Raw genomic sequence first — 22,798 nt, 5'->3', positions numbered from 1 at the left:
AAGCCCAGGAACCCACCATGCAACGCAGAACCGTCTTGCAGACCCTGGCGCTGGCCGCCGGGGCGCCGCGGGCCGTTTGCGCGGCGGACGCTCCCACCGTGCTCAACGGCTGGAGCATCCACCCGGACGACTACCCCGTGAACCAGGCCATGCAGCGCTTTGCCGACGAACTGGCCCGGATCACCGGCCAGCGCCTCACGGCCAAGGTGCATGGCAACGGCAGCTTGGCGCCCCAAGGCCAGGTGCTGGAGCGGCTGACCCGCGGCGAGATCGACTTTGCTGAGATCGGCCTGCTGGGCTACGGCGACAAGGTGCCCGTGCTGCAGCTCCTGGGCACGCCCTTTCTCTTCAAGGAGAGCGGGGCCATGTTCAAGCTGCTGGACGGACGCCTGGGCGCGCTCATCGCCGCGGAGCTGCGCCGCTTCGGGGTGATTCTGCTGGGCTGGTACGAAGGTGGCACGCGCAACTTCTACCACCGCCACAAGCCGCTGCGCACCGCCAGCGACTTCCAGGGAGAGCGCCTTCGGGTGGGCAACACGCCGGCCCACGCGGCCATGGTGAGCACGCTGGGCGGCAAGGCGGTGCCCCTGCCCTTCAAGGAGGTGCTGGCGGCCTTCGAGGGGGGGCAGATCGACGGCGCGGAGAACAACCTGCCGTCGTACGAAAGCACGGGGCACTACAAGGTAGCACCACACTACACCCTTACCCGGCACCTCGTCTCGCCCGAGATGCTCATCATGGGGGAGAAGGCCTGGGCACGCTTCTCGCCTGCCGAGCAGGAGCGCCTGCTCCAGGCAGGCCGCGAATCGGCCCTGCACATGCGTCAGCTCTGGGCGCAGCGTGTGGCCGAGGTGCAGGCTCGCCTGGCACGGCAAGGCGTGCAGTTCCACCTGGCCGGCGACCATGGCGCGGTGCTGCGCCGCATGAAGCCCATTTACGAGCCGCTGTGGCGCAGCACCGATCCGGTGACCCGGGAAGCGCTGTCCATGGTGCTGACACAAGGCATGGCGGGCTGAGGGATTCACGAAGCCCGGCAATACGTGTCGGCTGGGCGGCAAGGACAAGCGCCATTCGTGGATACCCGGATGTGTCGGCGGTCTGATAGTCCTTAGAGTAGCGGCAAGTTGTACGATAACCGATGACATGGTGGATGCTCGGCAAGAGCTCCCGCCAGTCCCTCACCTGGAGACTTGCCCATGCAACGCCGCCACCTGCTGTCCTCCGTCCTGGCCTCCGCGCTGTGGGCCGGGCTGCCTTTGGTTTCTTCCACCGCCCTGGCCCAGGAGGCCGCCTGGCCGGCCAAGGGCCCGATAAAGCTGATCATCCCCTTCGCCGCTGGTGGCACCAGCGACATCCTGGGCCGCCTGATCGCAGAGCGCCTGCAGGCCGGCCTGAAGCAGACCGTGGTGGTGGAGAACCGCGCAGGTGCGGGGGGCGTGCTGGGGGCTGATGCGGTGGCCAAGTCGCCGGCGGATGGCTACACCCTGCTGCTTGGCACCATCGCCAGCCACGCCATCAACCCCGCCATGCGGGCCAAGATGCCGTACGACGCGGCCAAGGATTTCGCCCCTGTCAACCTGCTGGGCACCATCCCCAATGTGCTGCTGGTGGGCACCGATCAGCCCTTCAAGAACGTCAAGGACTTGATTGCCGCGGCCAAGGCCAAGCCCGATGCCATCGCCTTCGCCTCCGCGGGCATGGGCAGCTCCCAGCATATGTCGGGCGAGCTGTTCAAGCTGCTGGCCGGGGCAGACCTCGCCCATGTGCCCTACAAGGGCAGCGCCCCGGCCATCCAAGACGTGATCGGCCACCAGATTCCGTCGAGCTTCGAGACCATCACCGTCGCCCTGCCCCACATCCAGGCCGGCAAGGTGCGGGCCCTGGCGGTGACCACGGCGCAGCGCAGCCCGCTGCTGCCGGACGTGCCGACCATGCAGGAGGCCGGCGTGAAGGGCTTTGAGGTGGCCAGCTGGCAGGCGCTTTATGCCCCGGCGGGCACGCCCGCAGCGGTGGTGCAGCGCCTGAACGCCGAGGTCGAGAAGATCCTGGCCACCACCGAGGTCAAGGCCCGCCTGTATGTGCTGGGCCTGAGCCACAGCGCCAACACGCCGGCCCAGTTTGCCGAGTTCAACCGCGGTGAGCTGAGCAAGTGGCAACGCGTGGCCAAGGAAGGCAAGGTGACGCTGGAATGACCGGGATGACCAAGCCGCTGACCATCGCCATGCACCCCGCCGACAACGTGGCCATCGTGGCCAACGATGGGGGACTGCCCGCGGGCACCGTGCTGCCCGAGGGCGTGCCCGGTGCCGGCCTGGTGCTGCGTGAGGCCGTGCCCCAGGGCCACAAGGTGGCCCTGACCGACTTGCCCGCCGGCGCCGAGGTGCGCCGGTACGACGTGCCCATCGGCACCGCGCTGGCCGACATCCCGGCCGGCAGCTGGGTGCACGAGCGCCGGCTGGCCCTGCGCCCGGCGCGCGAGCTGGAGGGTCTGCCCCGCTCGACGTTCGCCACCGGCCCGCACCCTGACATGGCCTGCCCGCCCGAGCTGACCGGCCGCACCTTCATGGGCTACCGCAACGCCGACGGCTCGGTGGGCACGCGCAACCTGCTGGCCATCACCACCACGGTGCAATGCGTGGCCGGCGTGGTGAGCCATGCGGTGGATCGCATCCGCCGCGAGCTGCTGCCCCAGTTCCCGAATGTCGATGGGGTGGTGGGCCTGGAGCACAGCTACGGCTGCGGCGTGGCCATTGACGCGCCCGACGCGGTGATCCCGATCCGCACCGTGCGCAACCTGTCGCTGAACCCCAACTTCGGCGGCGAGGTGCTGGTGGTCAGCCTGGGCTGCGAAAAGCTGCAGCCCGAGCGCCTGCTGCCGCCGGGCAGCTTCCCCATCGCCGACGGCCGCGACCCCGCCAGCGGACCCGAGACGGTGTGCCTGCAAGACGCCGCCCATGTGGGCTTCCACTCGATGATCGAGGACATCCTCGATCGCGCCCGGCCCATCCTGGCACGGCTGAACGCCCGCCGGCGCGAGCCGGTGCCCTTGAGCGAGCTGGTGGTGGGCGTGCAGTGCGGCGGCTCCGACGCCTTCTCGGGCGTCACCGCGAACCCCGCGGTGGGCTACGCGGCCGACCTGCTGGTGCGCGCCGGCGCCACCCTCATGTTCAGCGAGAACACCGAGGTGCGCGACGCCGTGGAGCAGCTCACCCGCCGCGCCGCCACCCCCGAGGTGGCCGAAGGGATCGTGCGCGAGCTGGGCTGGTACGACCGCTACCTGGAGCGCGGCCGGGTGGACCGCGCCGCCAACACCACGCCGGGTAACAAAGCCGGTGGCCTCTCGAACATCACCGAAAAGGCCATGGGCTCCATCGTCAAGAGCGGCTCGGCGCCCATCGCCCACGTGCTGCCGCCGGGTGAGAAGCTGCGGCGCGATCAGCGCGGCCTGGTCTATGCCGCCACGCCGGCCAGTGATTTCATCTGCGGCACGCTGCAACTGGCCGCCGGCATGAACCTGCACATCTTCACCACCGGCCGCGGCACGCCTTACGGCTTGGCCGCCTGCCCGGTGATCAAGGTGGCCACCCGATCTGACTTGGCGCGACGCTGGCACGACCTGATGGACTTCAACGCCGGGCGCATTGCCGAAGGCGAGCTGTCCATCGAGCAGGCCGGCTGGGCCCTGCTGGAGCAGATGATCGCCACCGCCAGCGGCCAGCCCACCTGGGCGGAGAAACACCAGTTGCACAACGCGCTGGTGCTGTTCAACCCAGCCCCGGTGACCTGAGCCGCTGAGCCCAGGGCTCAGCGCGGCAAGTTCAGGCCTTGGCACGGGTCCTCACGCCCGGCGGGTGCGGGGGCCAGCCACAGCAGGTCCGCCGCGGCCCCTTCGCTGCCCGGCGCCTGCGGCGGCAAGGTGCCGGGCAGTGGGTGGTTTGACTCGCCCTCGCCCACCTCGCTCATCACCACGCTCAACACCCGCAGCCCCGGGCGTTGAGCCCGCAACCACACCGGCACGCCCCAATCGGTGCGCACATGGCCGTTGCCGGCCACCAGCACCGCGGGCCGGGCGCCGGCGTCCCAGGCCGCCAGCAGGCTCTGGCCCATCGCGGCATCCCGCGCCCGCTGCGCCGCCACCATGGCCGGCAGACGGGCCACCGGCAACTGGCCGCAATGGCCCTGCACCAACGCCGCCTGCAAGCTGGCCAGGGCGCCGCCAGACAGCGGCGCGCGCGCCAAACTGGCGGCCAACGCCGGCGGCAAAGCCGCCTCGCCTTCGCGCGCGATGCGCCGGGCCAGCGCACGCGGCAGATTGCCACCCCTCACTGGCACGCCGGCCTGGGCGAGCGGCGCCATCAAGCCCTGGTGCAGGGGCCAGCCCCAGGCCTGTGGCTCAAACCCCGCAGCGGTCAGGGCGGCCAGCCAGGCGGCCTCACGCGGTCCGCTGGGCGCCTCCTGTTGCTCTGGCAGGTTCGGCGCCGTAGGCCACACCACCGTGCCGCCTTGCGGCAGGTGCTCGGCCACCACCTGCGCGTGGGGCAAAGCGGCGATCCAACGCCCCCGCAGGGTGTGGTGCAGCGCGTTGTCATGGCGCTCGCCCAGCAGCAGCACATCGGCCTGGGCCAAGCGGGCCTGCCACGCGGTGGGGTCCAGCGGGCGGCCGGTGGCAGCCTCATAGCCTTGGCCCTCGGGGGGATGGCCACCGGAATGGCCACTCGGCGAGCCCCCCTGCGGGCCCATCCAGGCGCAAGCCCCCAAGCCCCCGCTGGCCAGCGCCCAAGTACCCCAACTCAGCCCGGCACGGATCAAGGCGTGGCGGCGGCTCCCCACGGACGGGGGTTCAATGGGCGGAGGGTCAGCGGGTACCGGGAGGCGATGAGGCAGTGTGCGCATGGCCGTCATTCTGGGCGGCCCGGGGCGACCTCAACGCAAGGGGGTGCATTCACCCACCCGCGCTTGGCCACGGCGGCCGCAGGGGGTGGGCAAGGCGGGGTCTGGATGGGGGGTTCCCTGCTCGTCCATGCGGGCGGCCACGGTATCCCAGGCCTGAACGCCCTGGGCGTCCACCGTCAGGCGCAGCAGCCAGCCCACCTTGGCGGCAGGCAGGTCAAAACCATCGAACACAAAGTTGCCGAGGCTCCAGATCACCGGTTTGCCATCGATGATGTCGGCGCCCTGCGTCACGTGCGGATGGCCGCCCACCACCGCATCGGCACCGGCGGCGATCATGCGGCGAGCCAGCGCGCGCTGGCGGGCTTCGGGTTGGGGTTCACGCTCCCAGCCCCAGTGCATGAACGGGATCACCACGTGCGCGCCGGCGGCGCGGGCGGCGCGGATGTCGGCTTCCACCAGCGTGTCCTCGCTCCAGGCGATGCCGGGCCAGTCGGGGCCGGCGGCAAAGCTGCGCGGCTTGAACTCGCTGTAGGCCAGCACGGCGATGCGCAGGCCCTGGCGCTCGATCCACAGCGGCCGGTGCGCCTCGCGCAGGTTGGCGCCGCCCCCAAAGGGCACCAAGCCGGCGGCGCGACTGTGGCTCAAGGTGTCGGCAAAGGCCTGCTTGCCGTAGTCGCCCGAGTGGTTGTTGGCCACGGCCACGGCGTCAAAACGGCCTTGCAGCACGCGCAGCGCCTGCGGCGGGGCGCGGAACACAAAAATCTTGCTGGCCAGTGCCTCACCGCGCGTGGACACGGGCAACTCCAGGTTGCCGATGCGCACATCGGCGGCGCGCAGCAGGGCGTCAAAAGGCGCGAGCGGGTCGCCTCCGGCGGCGATCAGGCGGCCAGGGCCGTCGTCCAGCATCAAGTCACCGGCAAAAGCCAGCGTGACCCGTGCCCCCGCTGGGGCCGGCGTGGCGCGCAGGGCTTGCGCTTGGGCGGGGGAGAGGGTGCGCTCGGGTACGGCCGGGTCCAGCGGCACCACGGCCAGCGGGGCCTGCAGGCGACGGACCGGGGGCAAGGTGGGCACGGCGGGCCACTGGCAGCGGTAGCGCAGTTCACCGTCGCGCATCGGCTCATACACCGCCTGCCAGCCGGTGTCGCCGGCGCGAGTGGCGGGCCAGCGGCCTTCGTGCAGGGGCTGCGGGGCGCCTTCCGCGTCGGCCCAGGCACTCAGCTTGAGCGCGGGTTCGCTGCCGGGCAGTTGCTCCAGCACCATGCGCAGCAAGAAGTAGGAACCCACGGCTTTCACGGGCGCTTGCAGCGGGGCGGCGGTGGCGCTGGCCTGCCAGGTGTGGGTTTCCCCGCCGTAGGTCACTTGGCATTCGGCTTGGGGCACTGCGGCAGACGCCGGGGTGACGGCGCTCCCCCACAACACGGTGGTCAAGGCAGCAAGAGCAAGGGCGGTGCGGGGCATGGGCGGCAAGTGGCAGGGGTCAGTGGTCGTCGGTGGGCATCGGTGGCCCGCGACACGCGGGCGCCCGAGCATCGCACAGCGCCGGCCCACGCTGCACCCGGAGCGGCCCGGCCCTCATGCCTGCCGCCTGCCCGCTTCCGGCCCGTTTGATACCCGCTTCAGGCCCGCCGCAGTCCCCCCTCAGGCTGCTGCCACCGGCCGTGGCGTCAGGTGGATGCCGGCCAACATACAGCGCACCGAGCCCCCCGCCAGCTCGATGGTGGGCACCGCCAGCGGCAGCAAGCGGGCGCTGCGCTCGATGGCCGCACGTTGTGCCGCTGTGAGCGCCACCGCCGCCCGGGCCGACAGGGCCAGCACCGGGCCGCTGCGCCCGCTCAGCTCCAGCGCGTTGCCGGCAAACTCGCGCAACTGCGCTTCGCTCAACTCGATGACCTCGCGGCCACTGTCTTGCAGGCGCCGCACCACCTGGGCGCGCTGCGCCGGGCAGCGGATCAGGCCGGTGCCCACCAGCGCAAAGCGGGTGGCCACGCACATCAGCACATTGGTGTGATAGACCGGCAGGCCCTGGGCATCGGTGGCGTCAAACACCAGCGGCTCGTAATGGCCATGGGCCGCAAAACGCGCCAGCACCGCCGGGTCAGCGCGCTGAGAGCGGGCCACATAGGCCACGCGGTCCAGGTGGTCCAGCACCATGGCGCCGGTGCCCTCCAGGCTCAGGCCATCGGCTTCCAGGCCGCTGTAGTCGATCAGCTCCTGCACGCGGTAGCGGGCCTTGAGCAGCTCGATCACATCGGCGCGGCGCTCGCTCCTGCGGCTGGCCGCGTGCATGGGGTAGAGCACCACGCGCCCCCCGGGATGGGTGGAGAACCAGTTGTTGGGGAACACCGAGTCGGGCGTGTCACGCGTGCCGTCGTCCTCGAACAGGTGCACAGTGACGCCTGCGTCTCGCAGCACCTGGGCGGCGGCGCTCACCTCGTCAAACGCACGGGCGGCCAGCGCGCCGCCATCGGCCGGGGCGCCGCGGCTTTGAAAGCCGTTGTCCGCCAGCGTTTCGGGGTTGGGGTGGAAATGGTGCGGGCGCACCATCACCACCGCAGCCGGGGCTTGCAGGCTGGGCAGTGGCGCGGTGGCCACCGACAAGCCGACGGGCGGGGCCGATGGGAGCAGCTCGGCGTGGGCCACGGTCGGGTCAGGCTGAAGGCAGAACATGGCGGCGCGGCGTTCAGGCCACACGGCGCAGCGTGCGCTGGCCGCGTCGGGTGTGGCGGAAGAGATCCTTGGGGTCTTCGGCCGCGGGCACCAGCTCGATGGTCTGGCCCAGACCCAGCGCGGCCGCACGGCTTTCGATGAGGCGCAGGGTGGAGAAGTCCTCCAGCGCAAAGCCCACCGAGTCAAACACCGTGACCTGATCGGCCGATTCGCGGCCCGTCTGCTCACCGGCCAGCACCCGCCACAGGTGAGCCACCGGCCAGTCGGCGGGCAGTTGCTGGATGTCGCCCTCGATGCGGGTTTGCGGCTCGTACTCCACCACGATGCGGGCGGCCCGCAGGATGTCTGGGTGCAGCTCGGTCTTGCCGGGGCAGTCGCCGCCCACGGCGTTCAGGTGCATGCCGGGTTCGATCATCTCGGGCGTGAGGATGGTGGCGCGGGTTTTGTCCGCGGTGATGGTGGTGACGATGTCGGCGCCGCGCACCGCGTCGGCGGTGCTGGTGGCGCGGCGCACCTGCAGGCGCGGCGCGGCTTGGGCCAGGTTGCGCACCAGTTTGTCGATGGCGGCCGGGTCCACGTCAAACAGCACCAGCTCCTCGATGCCCAGGTGCGCATGGAAGGCAAGCGCCTGGAACTCGCTCTGCGCGCCGTTGCCAATCAGTGCCATGCGGCGTGACCCAGGCCGGGCCAGCGCCCGGGCGGCCACCAGCGAAGTGGCCGCGGTGCGCAAGGCGGTGGCCAGCGTCAACTCTGACAGCAGCACCGGGTAGCCGGTGGCCACCTCGGCCAGCACGCCAAACGCCATCACGGTGTAAAGGCCGCGGCGGGTGTTGGCCGGGTGGCCGTTGACGTACTTGAAGGCGTAGCGCTGGCCATCGGCGGTGGGCATCAGTTCAATCACACCCACCTCGGAGTGGCTGGCCACGCGAGCGGACTTGTCGAACTCGGGCCAGCGCACGTAGTCGGCCGCAATGGTGTCGGCCAGCTCGCCGATGAAATGTTCCAGGCCCTCGGCGGCCACCAACTCGGCCAGGGTGGCCACATCAATGAATCGGGTCATGGGGGTCTCCTTGCGCTGCCTCCGGGCAGCGGCATCTGATCTCGATGCACCGGATTCTTTCGGCCTCCACCGCCAGAAAGAAGCAGGCAAGCTGCTCACTTCGCGCAATGGATTGAGCAAAATGAACACCCAAGCAAACACTTTGCTCAAACCATGGCCGCATCCACTCTGGACGAAACCGACCTCAAGCTGATCGCACAGCTGCGCCGCAATGCGCGCACGCCAGTGGTGGCGCTGGCCCGTGCGCTGGGCGTGACCCGCAGCACTGTGCAAAACCGCCTGGCGCGGCTGGAGCGCGAGGGCACCATCGTGGGCTACAGCGTGCAGCTCAAGCCCGATGTGGCCGAGCACGCCATCCGCGCGGTGATGAGCATTGCGGTGGAGGGCAACCGCGCGGCGGAAGTGCGCCACGCCCTCACCGGCCACCCCAATGTGGTTGCGCTGCACACCACCAACGGCCGTTGGGACCTGGTCGCCGAACTGCGCACTGACAGCCTGCACGCCTTCGATACCGTACTCAACACCATTCGGTTGTTGGATGGAATTTCGACGACTGAGACCAGCTTGCTTCTCGGCACCTACAAATAGGATATACGCAAGCCATCTGGTCTGTAACTCATCGCTGTTGATGAAAAGTCGGGCAATTGCGTATATCTATGTTTGTGAGTCCCAGCCAGTACCGTACTGCCGCTCGCCATAGAGCTTGACCAAAACAGCGCCCAACATGCCGTGAAGGACATCGCCTTGCGCCGCGCGCCGTGAAATGACGGCCGAAAGAAGCCGCCTCTCCGCCAGATCCTTCAGCGCCAGTTCCACCCAAACCTGCCGCTGCTCCGGCGTCATGCTGGCTAACTCGCTCTTGAGCTGCTGAATACGGCGCTCCAGCCAAGAGGAGTCGGACATGGACGAAACTCCGGGAGCGGTGCCACTACCCGCCGAGCGCCCCACCACGCCGCCAAGACCCGAACGGGCATCCGAACCCACGCCGGAGGTGCCCACTGGCCCCGGCCTACGCATCACAGGCCGCGCCTGCACCGGTGACTCCGCCGCCGGCATCCGGCGCTCAGCTGGCCTTTGCGCCCCTGTTCCACGTGGATCCACAGGAGAGCGCGCCTCGCGCTCCATGCCCTGCAGCAGAGTCTGCGAAAGTTCGCCCGCGGTTTGTGCCCCTGAAGCAGCGGACCTGGTTGGAACACTGCCCGCCCGACGAGCCACCCTGGCAGAGGATGAGGTGACAGAGCCCGAAAGGCGATCGCCAGCCAACCACGCAGGACCCGCATCCCGTTCTTGCATCGGCACTTGAACCGTCGCCACCGAATCAAGCTGACCAGCTTGCTGGCGCAAGAGCGACCGGAGGTAGGAATACGGATTCTCAATCTGCCTGAGATGAGCACTGGCGTGTCGGCGCTCGACCACATCAAGCTGCTCACGCACGGCATCCGCACCGAACTCCTTGAGCAAGCCTTCGAGCTTGAGCTCACGTATGCCGAGAGACTCGGCACGCAGCACCAGGTGCGCGTCAGCGGGTACGGTCGTCCCGTTGCCCTGGCCCTGGCCGGCGCCCAACGCCGCTTGTACCGCCCCCCGCACGCCGCGCAACTTGCGACGCACCGCGAACTGAACCTCCATCACAGCCCGCCCTTGCCGATGCTCAATGAGTTCGACCTCCAGGTCGGTGTGCGCATTGATCTCGTCCACCGCCTCTTTCACGCGTTCTGACTTGAACTTGCGCCACTCCCGCCGCTCGCTGCCACCAGGCTGGGGGCTGAGCGCGTCGACCCACCACGACACCGGCTTGCGACTGGTCACACCCGATGGGTTGTCGCGGTAGCGCGCACAGATCTCGAACAAGGCCACCGCCGAGTAAGTTCCGAGGCGCGCCAGCATGTCCAGATCAATCCGGGCCCAGCGGGCGGGCTCCCTCAGGGCCGCCATCAACGTGGGCGGATAAGACCAGGCCACCCAGTTCTCCCCTCCCCGCAGTTCGATGGCGACCTCCGAGAGCATGGAAAAGCCGCGCCACTTGACGCCATCTCCCGGTGCGGTGGACTCCCAGTCCACCTCCAAGCCGCGCATCTCGCGCAGATAGCGCTTAGCTGCGGTGCGGTCCTCGCCACTGGAGCCAGTCGTGCGCAGCAGGGCTGGCAAGGGCGCCTCAAACAGATAGTCGGCACTGGGCATGGTCTGCAATGCCGCCAGACGCGACTGCGCCACTTGCAGCATGGCGTTGTAGAGCAACCGTCCGGTGAGGGTCACCCGCTTGCTGCGGGGCATGAGCACGATCATTTCGTGCGGCTTGCGCAGCTCTGGCGTCGAGCTTTCCTCACCGGGCGGGCCTGCGGTGAGGGCACGCGGATCGTCCATGGGTTGATGGTATGTCCTTCAGCGATTGGACGCAATTACCGCAGTGGTTCGCGCAATCCACTTCGATTCGCGGGTAAAAGCTGGACGGTTCTTGCCGAAATCCGAAACAGTCCAGCTGCTTACCGGGCCAGGACGACGGGAAAAGTCTGGACCTTTCGTCACGCAGGCCCTTGCCGGCAGGCACCAAGCCTTTGCGGGAGATCGATTTCTGGAGACCGATGTCCGAGATTTACCCGCCTTTCCGCAGCCGACAACCCTACTCGACCCCACGAAGGGCTCTGCGAGGCCGGGCGAATGTGCACGCCTCAGCCCTTGAGGCGTCCGGACGGGTCTGGACGGTGGCCCCCGGTCATAGGCTGGACGATGGTCGGTTGTTCCACAGACACAAACGGGAGAACAACGGACAACAGCGGGTAGTTGCTGGACGAATTTGGTCTTAAAAGTCGATGTAAGTTGTTGAATTATATGAGTTTTTCTGACATTCGAGGGAGGCTTAATCTCTTAGATGGTATTGAAGATTTCTTCTTAATCTCATCCCCCGAGAAGGTCTGATGGACCCCATTTAGGACCCAAAACCGAATGCCACAAGCTTTCGCTGGCATACGTCACTGCGGCATGGTGCTCGCGAGCTTTGACATACCGAATTCCATTCGATTTTTCGGTGTTCACACGCATAATCGCGTAATCAACATCTATTCGGAGTTTCTGATGAGCGAAAAGAAGCCCGTGATGAGTGACGCGTTGCGACAGGCGCGCGCCCCCATCAAACGCCAGTCTCTGGCGGACATCGAACTGCAAGCGGCACGCATCTCGGCCATGATGGAACACATCCGTGCTGCGATGCTGGAGCCAACCGCCGCCAAACAAGCCCCAGACGTCAGCGCCGCGCAGCTGGCCACCTTGTGCGACGTGGACAAGAACCGCATCGCCTATCGCCTGAGTCGGGGCGGACTGCCACAGGGCACGATGAAGGGAAACCGCCGTGAGTGGACGATGCACGAAGCTCGGGAATGGGTTCGAGAGTTTCGTGCAAGCCACCTTCGTCCTGCCATGGCGGCAGGTACCACCATCACGGTGGCCAATTTCAAGGGTGGCGTGGCCAAGACCACCTCGGCGGTGACCCTAGCGCAGGGACTTTCCATGCGCGGGCATCGTGTGTTGGTGGTGGATCTGGATCCCCAAGGGTCAGCCACCACCTTGTTTGGTGTCCTTCCTGATGCGGAGGTTGAGCAGGAACACACCGCCATGCTCCTTTTTGCCGGCGAACACGACGACCTGAGTTATGCCATTCGCCCGAGCTACTGGCCTGGCATCGATCTGGTTTGCGCCGCACCGCTGCTTTTTGGGGCTGAATTTGCGCTCCCCGCACGCCAAACCCGCGATCCTGGCTTTGAGTTTTGGCGCTGTCTGGATCGCGGTCTGGACCAGGCGCGCATGGATTACGACGTCATCGTGATCGACACGCCGCCGGCGCTGTCCTACGTCACCATCAATGCCTTGATGGCGGCCGATGGCGTCATCATGCCGCTGCCGCCATCTGCCTTGGATTTTGCAAGTTCTGCGCAGTTTTGGGATCTGTTTTCCGATCTCTGCAATCAGCTGATTCGCAGCCGCGGCCAAGACAAGACGTTCGAGTTCATCGACGTGCTGCTGTCACGGGTGGAATCCTCCGACGCAGCAAGTTCGGTGGTGCGTCAATGGGTCCTGGAGGGCTATACCGAGAAGGTGTTGCCCATTGAGATCCCGAAGACGGCAGTGACGGCGACAGCGGCGGCCGAATTCGGCACCGTGTATGACCTGCCCCGTGGGGCGATGAACGCCAAGACCTTCTCCCGGGCGCGGGACGCTTATGACCGGCTGTGTGAGCTGGTGGAACAACAGATTGAGGCCGTGTGGGCGGCCCAAGTGGAACAACTCGGACATTGACATGGCGACGAGCAAGCTGAGCAGCAAGGCTGCCAAACTGGATTTCAGCAACCTGCCGGGCGCCCTGCCCTCGCGGGCCGGAGAGGCCATTCCAGGATTGGCCCTGCCCAACACGACGGCACCTGCGCCGGTGGCGCCGTCGGCACCTTTGGCAGGGCCGAAAACGGCGCCGGGCGCGCTGATGGCCTTTGCCAATGACGCCCGCTCCTCCCTGCTCAAGGAGAACGAGGAACTGCGTGCTGCGGCTGCAGAGGCGGAGGGTCTTCGCAGTCAGCTCGACGAGGCCTTGGTGGACCTGCAGCAGTGGGAGGGCGCAAAGGCCGCGCGGTGGTTGGACCCGAAGCTGGTGGTGCGCAGTCGGTATGCCAATCGTGATCCGCGCAGCTTTCTTGGTGTCGATTTTGAGCAGCTGAAGGCGGAGATCGCCAACGCGGGGGGGAACGTTCAGCCCATCAAGGTCCGCCAGGTTGCAGCGGAGGGCGGTGCTGAACGCTTTGAGCTGGTGTATGGCCATCGCCGGCACCAGGCCTGCCTGGAGCTTGGCTTGCCGGTGCTGGCCATGGTGGACAACCTGGACGACCAGGCATTGTTCGTCGAGATGGACCGTGAGAACCGAACCCGCAAGGATCTCTCGGCCTGGGAACAGGGCAAGATGTACCAGCGCGCACTGGATGAAGGTCTCTTCCCCTCCAACCGCAAGCTGGCTGAGGCGGTGGGGGTGGATTTGGGGAATCTGGGCAAGGCACTGAGCCTGGCGCGTTTGCCTGCCGAGGTGGTGGGCGCCTTTGCCTCGCCGCTGGATTTGCAGTTCCGCTGGTCCAAGTTGCTCAACGATGCGCTGAACACAGACCGTGAGGGGGTGCTGCGGCGCGCCGCGGCTTTGAGCCACGACCGAGGTGCCTTGTCTGGTAAGGAGGTGCTGCAGCGGCTTTTGCAGGATCCTGTGGATCTGCGCGGCAATGGGGCGTTGTACCGTACAACCCCCTCCCGATCGTGGGCGATTGAGCTGGCTGGACGCGGCGTGGCGACCGTGCAGCAAAGCGCCGAGGGCGACCTGCGTATCGACATTTCTGGCCGCGCAGTGGAGCAGCGCGATGTGGAGGCGTTGGTTCAGGCTGTACGCCTGTTTGTTGGCGAGGAGGCTGTCCTGAAGTAGTCGGTGGGAGCCTCCGTCGAGGCGGTGTGCGAACCGCGCCGCATGACAGGTCAAAGGGGGTTGTACCGTACAACCCCCTTTTCTTTTGTCCGCCATGAGCCCAGCGCTCGCTCAACTCGTCTGGGCTTTGCCCTCCCAGTTCGAGCTGGCGGGTGCAGAGGCCACCGAGACGGCCGGTTGGCATGCCCCACAAGTGGACCGCTGGGGCAGGTCGGTGTAAACCGACTGTTGTGCGTTGACGGTGGGTCAGTTCCCCAACGTCAGTTCCTTCATTCGGCCAGTCTGTCTGTTTGAGTTCTGGCGGTCATACTTGGCAATGCTGGCTTGCCCGTCCGGGCGCAGCGACCGCCGGCGCTGTCCTTGTCAACGCCGGTCTCATGCCCTCAGCTTGCAGGACCCAGCGCGCGGCCGTCGACCCGTGGATTCGCTACTGCCATGCGCGTGACAGCTTCGCGTGATTGCCAATTGAAACGGCGTTGGCTGGCGGCGCATGGCGGTTGCCGGATGTGGAAAGATGCATGACGGCCTAAGCTGGGGCCGAACAAGGCGAATGAGGGTTGTACCGTACAACCCCCTCCCAACCCTTCTCCCCTGGCCATGCCTGTGCTTGACGGCTGACCACGGGCCGGCCGCGATATCTCCCGAGCCTTCTCCACAAGGCCGCAGCCCGCCATGCACCCCAAGGAGACCCAGAGGAGACCCGAAATGGCTTGAACCAGTGGTCCGCGGTGGACGCGATGCACGGTCTCGCCCTGCCACCCGTGCCAGGTCCAGCCTCAGGTTTCGCCAGCCACGGCGATAAGCTGCTCACGCAACCACGCATGTGCGGCGTCCCGGTCGTTATGCCGGTTCCACTGCATCACCAATTGCACGGCAGGCATGTCAAACGGGGAAGGGTGCACCACCAGCGGCAGCATGCGGGCGTACATGCGAGCCAGGCGGGTGTGCATGGTGGCAACCCGCTGGGTGCCCACCAGGAGGGACGGCAAGGCGTTGAAGCTGCTTGCAGTGGCCACCACATTGCGGGCCAGGCCATGGTGCTCCAGGAACCATCCCTCAAAGGTGGGCAGGCGTTGGTTGCCAAACTGCGCCGCCACATGCCGAGCCTGCAGGTACTCTTCACGAGACAAACCTTGTTGCGCCAGACGGTGGCCAGTCCACAACACGAGGCTGTGGGTTTCCTGCAGCAAAAACTCCTGCGGGTGGTCCGGGCTGGCATTGCGGTCCGGGTACACCGCAAAGTCAACCTCGCCGCGTTCGAGTTTCTCCAGGTTGCGGTCTCCCAGGCTCATGATGTCCAGTGAGATGCCTGGAGCCAGAGGTTCCAGGCGTTGCGACAGTGGAGCCAACAACACCGTTGCCGCATAGTCAGAGGCATGAAAGGTAAACCGCCTCTCGGCCCGCGAAGGGTCGAAGTCTGTCCGGGCCGCCAAGGTCGCCTGCGACCTCAGCAGCACGTCACGCACGGGCTCACGCAGACTGATGGCCAGTGGCGTCAGTTCCATTCGCCGCCCCACTTGCACCAGCAGCTCGTCGCCAAAGTGTTCTCTCAGGCGTCCCAACGCACTTGAGGTGGCCGAGGCTCCAATGTGCAGCCGTTCTGCCGCGCGGGTGATGCTTCGCGTCTCCAGCAAGGCATCCAGCGTGACGAACAAGTTCAAATCAAAGTGACCCAATCGCATGGGCCGCGATTCTGCGCAGCCTAGATGCACCGCACATCAGGATTAACGTGTTGATTGCATCAACGCCTGGCTTCAGCACAATTTGATTTCCTGAAACGTTCCCGGTGCCTAGCATCTGTCCCAGATCAAAGAAGACGAGAACGGAGACATAGGTAGCCGTACCATCGCTGTACAGGTGAAGAGCCACGTTTAGAGCGAGCACTCGCTGACATATTACTGCGGTCGATCCTAATCGCTGCTGCAGGCCATGTGAACTGGCCTCAGGCGCGTGGCCTGCCACGGCCTCTGCCTCCCCTTGTCCTCCTTGATCCGTTCGGCATCGGCAGGTTGCGTCTGCCCTCCCGGTCCGTCCAGCTTTCCAACGCGCCGTAGAGCGCCGTCATGTCCGACCCCACCCAGGAGACACGTGTGAGCACCCTCTGCCCCTTCCCTTCCCCGCTGCGGCGACAGCGCCTGCTGGCTGCCGCCGCCGCCATGGCCTTGTGCGGCCCGGTTTCGGCCTTTCAGATCGACACCGAGGACCCGGACCTTCGCATCCTGTGGGACACCACGGTCAAGTACAGCGCGGGATTTCGCATGGAGAAGGCCTCTTCGGCCATCGTGGGGGGGGGCAACTACGACACCAGCAGCAGCGGCTACTTTCCCAACACCGACGACGGCAGCCGCAACTTCGGCAAAGGCCTGGTCTCCAGCCGGCTGGACCTGTTGACCGAGCTGGACCTCCAATACAAGCGCAGCGGCTTTCGGGTGACCGGTGCCGCTTGGCGTGATGGCGTTTACCGCGGCCGCAACGACAACGATTCGGCGGGCACGGCCAATCCCCTGTCGGTGGCGCACGATGACTTCACCGCGGCCACCCGCAAGCTGCATGGTGGAGATGCGGAGGTGCTGGATGCCTTTGTGTTCACCCGCTTCGACCTTGGCGACATGCCTGCCAGCGTGCGCCTGGGCAAGCACACCTTGCTGCTGGGTGAGAGCTTCATGCTGGGGGCCAACGGCATGGCCGCGGCCCAGGCACCCATTGACGTGGTCAAGGCCGCCACTGTGCCCAACTCCCAGTTCAAGGAGTTCATGATGCCGGTCAACCAGGTGTCGGGGCAGCTGCAGGTTTCACCAGATGTGACGGTGAGTGCTTACTACATGCTGGACTGGAAGAGTGACCGGCTGCCAGGCTCCGGCAGCTACTTCAGCTTCATGGATGCACTGGGCACCGGGGGCGAGCGGCTGATCGTCGGGTACAGCCCTGCTGGCAACGTCGGCTTTGACCGCGAGGCCGACCTCACGCCCAAGAAGAAGGGGCAGTGGGGGGCACAGATGCGATTCCATGTGGGCGACACCGACTACAGCCTGCTGGCGGCACAGTGGAACGACCACGGACCCTCCGGGCTGTACCTGCATCCCCACGCCAGTCCGACGGTGGATGGGCAGGGTGTGCATGTGGGGACCTACCAGTGGGTGTTCCACGAAGGCATCAAGGCGGTGGGGGCTGGCTTCAGCACCACGCTGGGCAGTGTCAACCTGGCCGGCGAGATGTCCTACCGGTGGAACACCCCGCTGGACAGCGACGCCCAGGTGGACGCCACCCGCAGCGCGAACAACACCGACGCGCCGCTCTATGCCGTCGGCAAGTCCCTGCACGCCCAGGTGAGCTGGATCGCCAGCCTGGCGCAGACCTGGCTGGCTCCGGACACCGATTTCGTGGGCGAGCTGGCCTTCAACCGTACCCTTTCCGTCACCCGCAACGCCGCGGCGCTCAACCCCAACTCCACCCGTGATGCGGCCAACCTCCGCATGGTGCTGGAGCCGAAGTACCGGCAGGTGATGCCGGGGGTCGACCTGAGCGTACCCGTGGGGTTGGGCTATGGCCTGCATGGCAATTCCCGGGCGGTCGGTGCCTTCATGGGCAAGGGGGTGGGCGATCTGAGCGTGGGCCTCAACGGCGCCTACCTGGACGTCTGGCGCTTTGGGCTGAACTACACCCACTACTTGGGTGAGGCGGCGCCCTTCATCGACGGCGGCCACCGCGCTTTCAAGCAGTCCTACGCCGACCGCGACTACCTCTCGCTGTTCGTGCGCCGCACCTTCTGATCTGTGGCGCGGAGCCGGCCGCCGCCCAGGCGGTTGCCGGCAGCCCGCGTGTCCGCCTCCAACTTCAAATTCCCTCTATCACCATGTCCCTGCGTACCACTCCCCTGGCCTTGGCGGCCGCCCTGCTGCTGGCCCAGACCGCCGCCCTGGCGGCCGTCTCCGCCGAAGAGGCCGCCCGACTCAAGTCCGACCTGACCCCGCTGGGCGCCGAGCGCGCCGGCAACAAGGACGGCACGATTCCGGCTTGGACCGGCGGCTACACCACGCCCACGCCCGGCTTCAAGAATGGCGGCAAGCGTCCCGACCCCTTCGCGGCGGAGAAGCCCCTCTACCAGGTCACGGCAGCCAATGCTGGCCAGCATGCCGACAAGCTCACCGAGGGGGTGAAGGCCATGCTCAAGAAGTACCCGGAGAGCTTCCGGCTCAACGTGTACAAGACCCACCGTACCGCCGCGGCGCCGCAATGGGTTTACGACAACACCGCGCGCAATGCCCTGAAGGCCAACCTGCAGGACGGCGTGCCGGTGGGGGCCTACGGCGGCATACCCTTCCCCATCCCCAAGACCGGCGCCGAGGCGATGTGGAACCACAACCTGCGCTGGCGCGGTGAAGCCTGGCACGTGGCGGTCAAGGGCATCCAGGGCACCGCCGACGGCAAGCATGTGGTCACGGCCGTGGCCTCGGGCGACTTTCAGATGCCCTACTACTTCAAGGATGGCAACCCCGAGACCTTTGACGGCCAGCACTGGTCGATCCGCCTGATCAACTCCGGCCCGGCCCTGCGCGCCGGGGAGGGCATCGTCGGCCGGGAGCACCTGCAGGGCGACAAGACCCAGGTGTGGGCCTACATCACCGGTCAGCGCCGCGTGCGCAAGGTGCCCAACGCCTGCTGCGACACGCCCACCCCCGCCAGCGCTGGCATTTCCATGTTCGACCAGACCGACGTCTTCAACGGCCGCACCGACCGTTTTGACTGGAAGGTCGTGGGCAAGAAGGAGATGCTGATTCCGTACAACGGCAACCGCATGCTGGCCATGCCCGAGGCGCAGGTGTTGGACAAGCACCACCTGGCCGCCGACGCGCTGCGCTGGGAGCTGCACCGGGTGTGGGTGATCGAGGCCAGCGTGGCCGCGGGCAAGCGCCATGTGGCGCCCAAGCGCCGCTATTACCTGGACGAGGACACCTGGATCGCCGTGCTGGCCGACCACTGGGATGCCAACGGCCAGCTCTGGCAGATGGGCTTCTCCAACCCGGTGGTCATGCCGGACCTGCCAGCCACCACCTCGCCGCAGATGTTCGGCTTCTACGACTTGCTGTCGGGGGCGTGGTACTTTGACAGCTCCCTCAGCGACGCTGCCGAGCAGTACAAGATCATGCCGCGGTATCCGGCCACCACCTTCACGCCCGAAGCGCTGACTGGCGAGGCGGTGCGCTGAGCCCGCCGGTGGTCTGATCGAGGAACAGGGGAGGGCGGCCGCGCCGTCTTTCCGACGAGGTCCGGGTCTGTCTCCTGGGCGCCGTGGACGCGGGGGAGCGCATCCACGGGCGAGCGGTGGCCGCGAGGGTTCTCCCTCGTGGTCACCTCCCTCGCGAGGTGTTCAAGCCGTGTCCGGCCGGTGGTAGACCAGGTCCCCCGGATCCCAGGAGTACAGCGGCACCGTGCGCGGGAGCTCGCGCAGGCGGTAGCCGTGGCGCTCCAGCAGCGCCTGGCAGCGCAGGTTGGGCGGGATGGTGGTGGCCCAGCAGGGCAGGGCGCCCTGGGTGGGTCGCAGGCTGGCCAGGTGGCCATGCAGCCAGTGCAGTGCTGCACTGCCCAGGCCCTGGCCCCAGCAGTCGGGCCGCAGCAGAAAGGCCACCTCCGCCAAGCCGTGGTGCACGGTGGCCTGCAGATGGCCCATGACGACGCCGCCAGGGCGCCGCAGCGCAAAGTTCAGCCAGAGCTGGTCGGCGTCCTCGGCCCGCTGCGGCCCGGCGATCATCCGGCGCAGCTGCGCCTTGTAGACCTCATGGGAGGCCGGGCGCTCGCCGATGTGGGCATACACCTCCGGATTCAACAGTGCCTGCACCAGTGGCTCCAGATGGTCCTCGTGCAGCGGTTCGACCAGCAAATCAGGGTAGGACATCCGGGACATGCTTCCGTTAGGCTCGGGGCATGGACAAGCACCCCGCAGCGTTTGAAGATGTTCGGCCCGCTGTGCTTGGCGGAGCATCCCCCAACGGGGGGAGACCTGCGCGCCTACCGGCCGTTGATCCGTTGCGCTGCACCGGCTGTGGTCGATGCGTGGCGGCCTGTCCACCCCATGCGTTGAGCCTGGCGCCCCGCGGCTGGGTCAAGGTGGCCGAGCTCCATGCCCCCGACGACTGCTCACCCTGCGGGCGCTGTGTGAGGGCCTGTCCCTTTGATGCCGTCCGGATGGCGGCCACGCCTGCACCGCAGGCCGGCAGGCATGGGGCTGGGGCGTAGGACAGCCCGGGTGGCGCCCGCCCATGCCCTTTCAGCGCCCGGTCATGGGCGGGGCGCGGCCGCGGCATCGGGCAGCCCGCGCAGGCGCATCAGGCCCTCCTGCGCCGTGCTGGCCACCAACTGGCCGTCGCGGCGGTAGAAAGCGCCGCGGCACAGGGTGCGGCTGCCGCGGGCTGTGGGAGAGTCCACCTGGTAGAGCAGCCAGTCGTCCAGCCGGAAGGAGCGGTGGAACCACATTGCATGGTCGATGCTGGCCATGCGGACATCGCCGCGCAGCAGGCTCAGGCCGTGGGGCAGGGGGATACCGCTCCCCTTGTTCCCGGCGCCGCTCGGCCTCGCTGCGGATCCCTTCGGGGCCGGGTACCGGAGGCATGGGGTGGTGGCGGTCCAGCCCGGGCTCCGGGGTCTGGAAGCTGGCGGTCAGCTCAAAGGTCTCCTGACCCCGCTGCCGCGCCAGCACCTGCCGTCTGGTGGCCTGTGGGGGGGGTGCACGTTCATGCACGATATAAAATCAAATCATGCATGAACAAGATGGTTTGCCCGTGGGTCGGCGGGACCGCATTGCTGCTCGACTGGCGGCGGGCCAGCCGGTGGCCGCCGCCAGCCTGGCTGGCGAATTCGGCGTGTCAGAAGACGCCATCCGCCGCGATCTGCGGGCCTTGGCGGCGCAGGGGCTGTGCCGGCGGGTTTATGGTGGCGCCCTGCCGCCGGTGCCTGGCCTGCTGCCTTTGCAGGCCCGGCTGGGCCGGGATGGCCCGCGCAAGCTGGCCCTGGCCCAGGCCGCTGCAGCCACGGTACAAGCCGGCGAGATGGTGTTCCTGGATGCCGGCAGCACCCAGCAGGCCCTGGTGGCTTGCCTGCCCGAGGATGCCCGGCTCACCGTGGCCACCAACGCGCCTGATATCGCCGCGGCGGTGCTGCAGCGTGGGGACTTGCGTCTGCTGATGGTGGGTGGGCTGGTCGACCCCCTGGTGGGCGGTTGCGTGGATGCGCAGGCGGTGCAGGCGGTGCAGCAACTGGTGGTGGACCGCTGCTTTCTGGGGCTGTGCGCCGTGTCGGCCGTGCATGGCCTGTGCGCACAGGAGGCGGGTGATGCCCAGTTCAAGCGGGTCCTGGCCCGCGTCAGCCGACGGGTGCTGGGCCTGGCCACCTGCGAGAAGTTGGAGCTGCGGGCCCCGCATCGGGTGCTGCCGCTGGACGCCCTGGAAGCCCTGGTCGTGGAGGCGGACCTGCCCGCGGCGCAGCAGGCGGCCCTGAAGGCGGCGGGCGCCCGGCTGCTGCTGGCGGAGGCACCATGAGCGCCACCGCCCCTGCCACCCGCACCGACGCGCCGGCTCCGGTCTCCGGCCATGACGACCGACACGACGATCGCCCCGGCACCCGCTGGGCCACCCGGCTGGGCTTTTTGGTGGCCGGCTTCGGCATGGCCTGCTGGGCGCCGCTGGTGCCGGTGCTGCAGCAGCGCCTGGGCCTGAGTGCGGGGGCGCTGGGCCTGCTCATGCTGTGCATGGGCCTGGGCTCGGTGGCCTCCATGGTGGCTGCCGGGTGGTGGAGCGCCCGGCACGGTCCGCGTCCGGTCATCCTCAGCTCCGGCCTGAGCCTGGCGTTGTGCGTGCCCCTGCTGGCCGCTGTGCAGCAGCCTTGGCAACTGGGCCTGGCCCTGGCGGCTTTCGGGGCCAGCGTCGGCGCGCTGGACGTGGCCATCAACGTCCATGCGGCGGCGGTAGAGCGCGCGGCCGGACGGCCGCTGATGGCTGGTTTCCATGCCCAGTTCAGCCTGGGCGGTTTTCTGGGGGCGGGACTGATGACCTGGTTCCTGGCGGTCTTCCTGCCCGGCCTGGGGGCCTTGGCCAGTGCGCTGCCGGCCGCTGCGCTGATGGCCCTGGCCATGCTCCTGGCCTGGCAGCACCTGTTGCAGACCCCGGGCACCACGCAGCCGGTGCCGCTGCTGGCCTGGCCCCGCGGCCCGGTGCGCCTGCTGGCGGCCTTGGCCGGCCTGTGCTTTCTGGTGGAAGGGGCGGTGCTGGATTGGGGCGGGCTGTTCATCCTGCAGCAGGGCCTGGCCTCACCGGCGCAGGCGGGCCTGGGCTATGTGCTGTTCTCCTTGGCCATGACCGCTGGCCGCTTGGCGGGCGACGCGGCCAGCACCCGCCTGGGCGACCGGCGCCTGCTGCAGGCTGGCGGGCTGCTGGCGGCGGCGGGCTTCGGCCTGCTGCTGCTGGCGCCCTGGGCGCCGTTGGCCTTGGCGGGCTTTGCCGCCATCGGACTGGGGGCGGCCAACCTGGTGCCGGTGCTGTTCCGTCGCACGGGTGTGCAAACGCAGATGCCCGTGCCGCTGGCCATCGCCGCGGTCAGCACCACGGGCTATGCCGGTGTGCTGCTGGGGCCGGCGGCCGTGGGGGCGGTGGCGCAGTTCACCAGCCTGGGGGCGGCCTTCTGGGGCCTGGGCCTGCTGCTGCTGCCACTGGTCCTGCTGGGGCGTCGGGTGGCCCCCTGAC

19 protein-coding genes are annotated in these 22,798 nt (G+C 67.7%); 11 read left to right on the top strand and 8 right to left on the bottom strand.

The genetic code is table 11. The features are described from left to right. The first annotated feature begins 17 nt into the window (after positions 1-17). From G3A44_RS03585 to garD, 3 genes are all read left to right on the top strand, one after another. Positions 18-1,016 carry a TRAP transporter substrate-binding protein gene (locus G3A44_RS03585; protein WP_163456134.1) on the top strand — a complete coding sequence of 333 codons (999 nt, stop codon included), beginning with the start codon at positions 18-20 and terminating at the stop codon, positions 1,014-1,016. Positions 1,017-1,196: 180 nt separating this feature from the next. Continuing rightward, entirely contained in the window at positions 1,197-2,192 is a 996-nt protein-coding gene (locus tag G3A44_RS03580) for a Bug family tripartite tricarboxylate transporter substrate binding protein (protein ID WP_163456133.1), read from the top strand. 5 nt (positions 2,193-2,197) lie between these two features. Further along, positions 2,198-3,787, top strand: a complete 1,590-nt coding sequence (garD, locus tag G3A44_RS03575) for a galactarate dehydratase (protein ID WP_163456132.1) — start codon at positions 2,198-2,200, stop codon at positions 3,785-3,787. A gap of 17 nt (positions 3,788-3,804) precedes the next feature. Here the strand turns inward: garD and G3A44_RS03570 are convergent, their stop codons facing one another. From G3A44_RS03570 to ocd, 4 genes are all read right to left on the bottom strand, one after another. Continuing rightward, the gene (locus tag G3A44_RS03570) at positions 3,805-4,830 is read right to left on the bottom strand and encodes a ChaN family lipoprotein (RefSeq protein ID WP_163456131.1); all 1,026 of its coding nucleotides are present in this window, start codon (positions 4,828-4,830) and stop codon (positions 3,805-3,807) included. A 93-nt stretch (positions 4,831-4,923) separates the two neighbouring features. Further along, complete coding sequence (locus G3A44_RS03565) at positions 4,924-6,351, bottom strand: CapA family protein (protein ID WP_239061690.1); 1,428 nt, start codon at positions 6,349-6,351, stop codon at positions 4,924-4,926. Positions 6,352-6,531: 180 nt separating this feature from the next. Further along, a complete protein-coding gene (ctlX, locus tag G3A44_RS03560; RefSeq protein WP_239061701.1) occupies positions 6,532-7,437 on the bottom strand; it encodes a citrulline utilization hydrolase CtlX in 906 nt (301 codons plus the stop codon). Between the two features lie 136 nt (positions 7,438-7,573). Next, complete coding sequence (ocd, locus tag G3A44_RS03555) at positions 7,574-8,620, bottom strand: ornithine cyclodeaminase (protein WP_163456129.1); 1,047 nt, start codon at positions 8,618-8,620, stop codon at positions 7,574-7,576. 153 nt (positions 8,621-8,773) lie between these two features. Here ocd and G3A44_RS03550 point away from each other — a divergent pair, with 153 nt between their 5' ends. Further along, positions 8,774-9,208 (top strand): Lrp/AsnC family transcriptional regulator, encoded by a 435-nt coding sequence (locus G3A44_RS03550; RefSeq protein WP_203561282.1) that lies wholly within the window; start codon positions 8,774-8,776, stop codon positions 9,206-9,208. A gap of 66 nt (positions 9,209-9,274) precedes the next feature. On the opposite strand, the gene G3A44_RS03545 is transcribed toward G3A44_RS03550, so the two are convergent. Beyond that, on the bottom strand, positions 9,275-10,984 hold the full coding sequence (locus tag G3A44_RS03545; RefSeq protein WP_163456128.1) for a replication initiation protein: 1,710 nt from the start codon (positions 10,982-10,984) through the stop codon (positions 9,275-9,277). Positions 10,985-11,599: 615 nt separating this feature from the next. Here G3A44_RS03545 and G3A44_RS03540 point away from each other — a divergent pair. After that, positions 11,600-12,910, top strand: coding sequence for a ParA family protein (locus G3A44_RS03540; protein ID WP_239061689.1), 1,311 nt, complete (start codon positions 11,600-11,602; stop codon positions 12,908-12,910). A gap of 1 nt (position 12,911) precedes the next feature. Beyond that, entirely contained in the window at positions 12,912-14,066 is a 1,155-nt protein-coding gene (locus G3A44_RS03535) for a ParB/RepB/Spo0J family partition protein (protein WP_163456127.1), read from the top strand. 776 nt (positions 14,067-14,842) lie between these two features. Here the strand turns inward: G3A44_RS03535 and G3A44_RS03530 are convergent. Beyond that, positions 14,843-15,748: a LysR family transcriptional regulator gene (locus tag G3A44_RS03530; RefSeq protein WP_163456126.1), complete on the bottom strand. Its 906-nt coding sequence runs from the start codon at positions 15,746-15,748 to the stop codon at positions 14,843-14,845. 408 nt (positions 15,749-16,156) lie between these two features. On the opposite strand from G3A44_RS03530, the gene G3A44_RS03525 reads away from it, so the two are divergent. Together G3A44_RS03525 and G3A44_RS03520 are read left to right on the top strand one after the other, a co-directional pair. Continuing rightward, positions 16,157-17,836, top strand: coding sequence for a DUF1302 domain-containing protein (locus G3A44_RS03525; protein ID WP_310734315.1), 1,680 nt, complete (start codon positions 16,157-16,159; stop codon positions 17,834-17,836). Between the two features lie 83 nt (positions 17,837-17,919). Next, a complete protein-coding gene (locus G3A44_RS03520) occupies positions 17,920-19,272 on the top strand; it encodes a DUF1329 domain-containing protein (RefSeq protein WP_163456125.1) in 1,353 nt (450 codons plus the stop codon). 162 nt (positions 19,273-19,434) lie between these two features. Here G3A44_RS03520 and G3A44_RS03515 read toward each other — a convergent pair whose 3' ends face one another. Continuing rightward, entirely contained in the window at positions 19,435-19,959 is a 525-nt protein-coding gene (locus tag G3A44_RS03515) for a GNAT family N-acetyltransferase (RefSeq protein WP_203561281.1), read from the bottom strand. A 29-nt stretch (positions 19,960-19,988) separates the two neighbouring features. Between G3A44_RS03515 and G3A44_RS03510 the strand changes: the two genes are divergently transcribed. Then, positions 19,989-20,300: an ATP-binding protein gene (locus tag G3A44_RS03510; protein ID WP_163456123.1), complete on the top strand. Its 312-nt coding sequence runs from the start codon at positions 19,989-19,991 to the stop codon at positions 20,298-20,300. A gap of 42 nt (positions 20,301-20,342) precedes the next feature. Here the strand turns inward: G3A44_RS03510 and G3A44_RS03505 are convergent, their stop codons facing one another. Continuing rightward, positions 20,343-20,597 (bottom strand): acyl-CoA thioesterase domain-containing protein, encoded by a 255-nt coding sequence (locus tag G3A44_RS03505; protein WP_259372979.1) that lies wholly within the window; start codon positions 20,595-20,597, stop codon positions 20,343-20,345. Between the two features lie 221 nt (positions 20,598-20,818). On the opposite strand from G3A44_RS03505, the gene G3A44_RS03500 reads away from it, so the two are divergent. Both G3A44_RS03500 and G3A44_RS03495 read left to right on the top strand, forming a co-directional pair. After that, complete coding sequence (locus G3A44_RS03500; RefSeq protein WP_163456121.1) at positions 20,819-21,598, top strand: DeoR/GlpR family DNA-binding transcription regulator; 780 nt, start codon at positions 20,819-20,821, stop codon at positions 21,596-21,598. Continuing rightward, entirely contained in the window at positions 21,595-22,797 is a 1,203-nt protein-coding gene (locus tag G3A44_RS03495) for an MFS transporter (protein WP_163456120.1), read from the top strand. Before G3A44_RS03500 ends, G3A44_RS03495 begins: the two co-directional genes overlap by 4 nt. Position 22,798 lies beyond the last annotated feature (1 nt).

Origin of the sequence: Ideonella livida (genome assembly GCF_010499455.1) — a bacterium.
GTDB classification, from domain to species: Bacteria; Pseudomonadota; Gammaproteobacteria; order Burkholderiales; family Burkholderiaceae_C; genus Ideonella; species Ideonella livida.
Note: the sequence above shows the minus strand (reverse complement) of the source record. Positions and strands in the feature narration are given on the sequence as shown.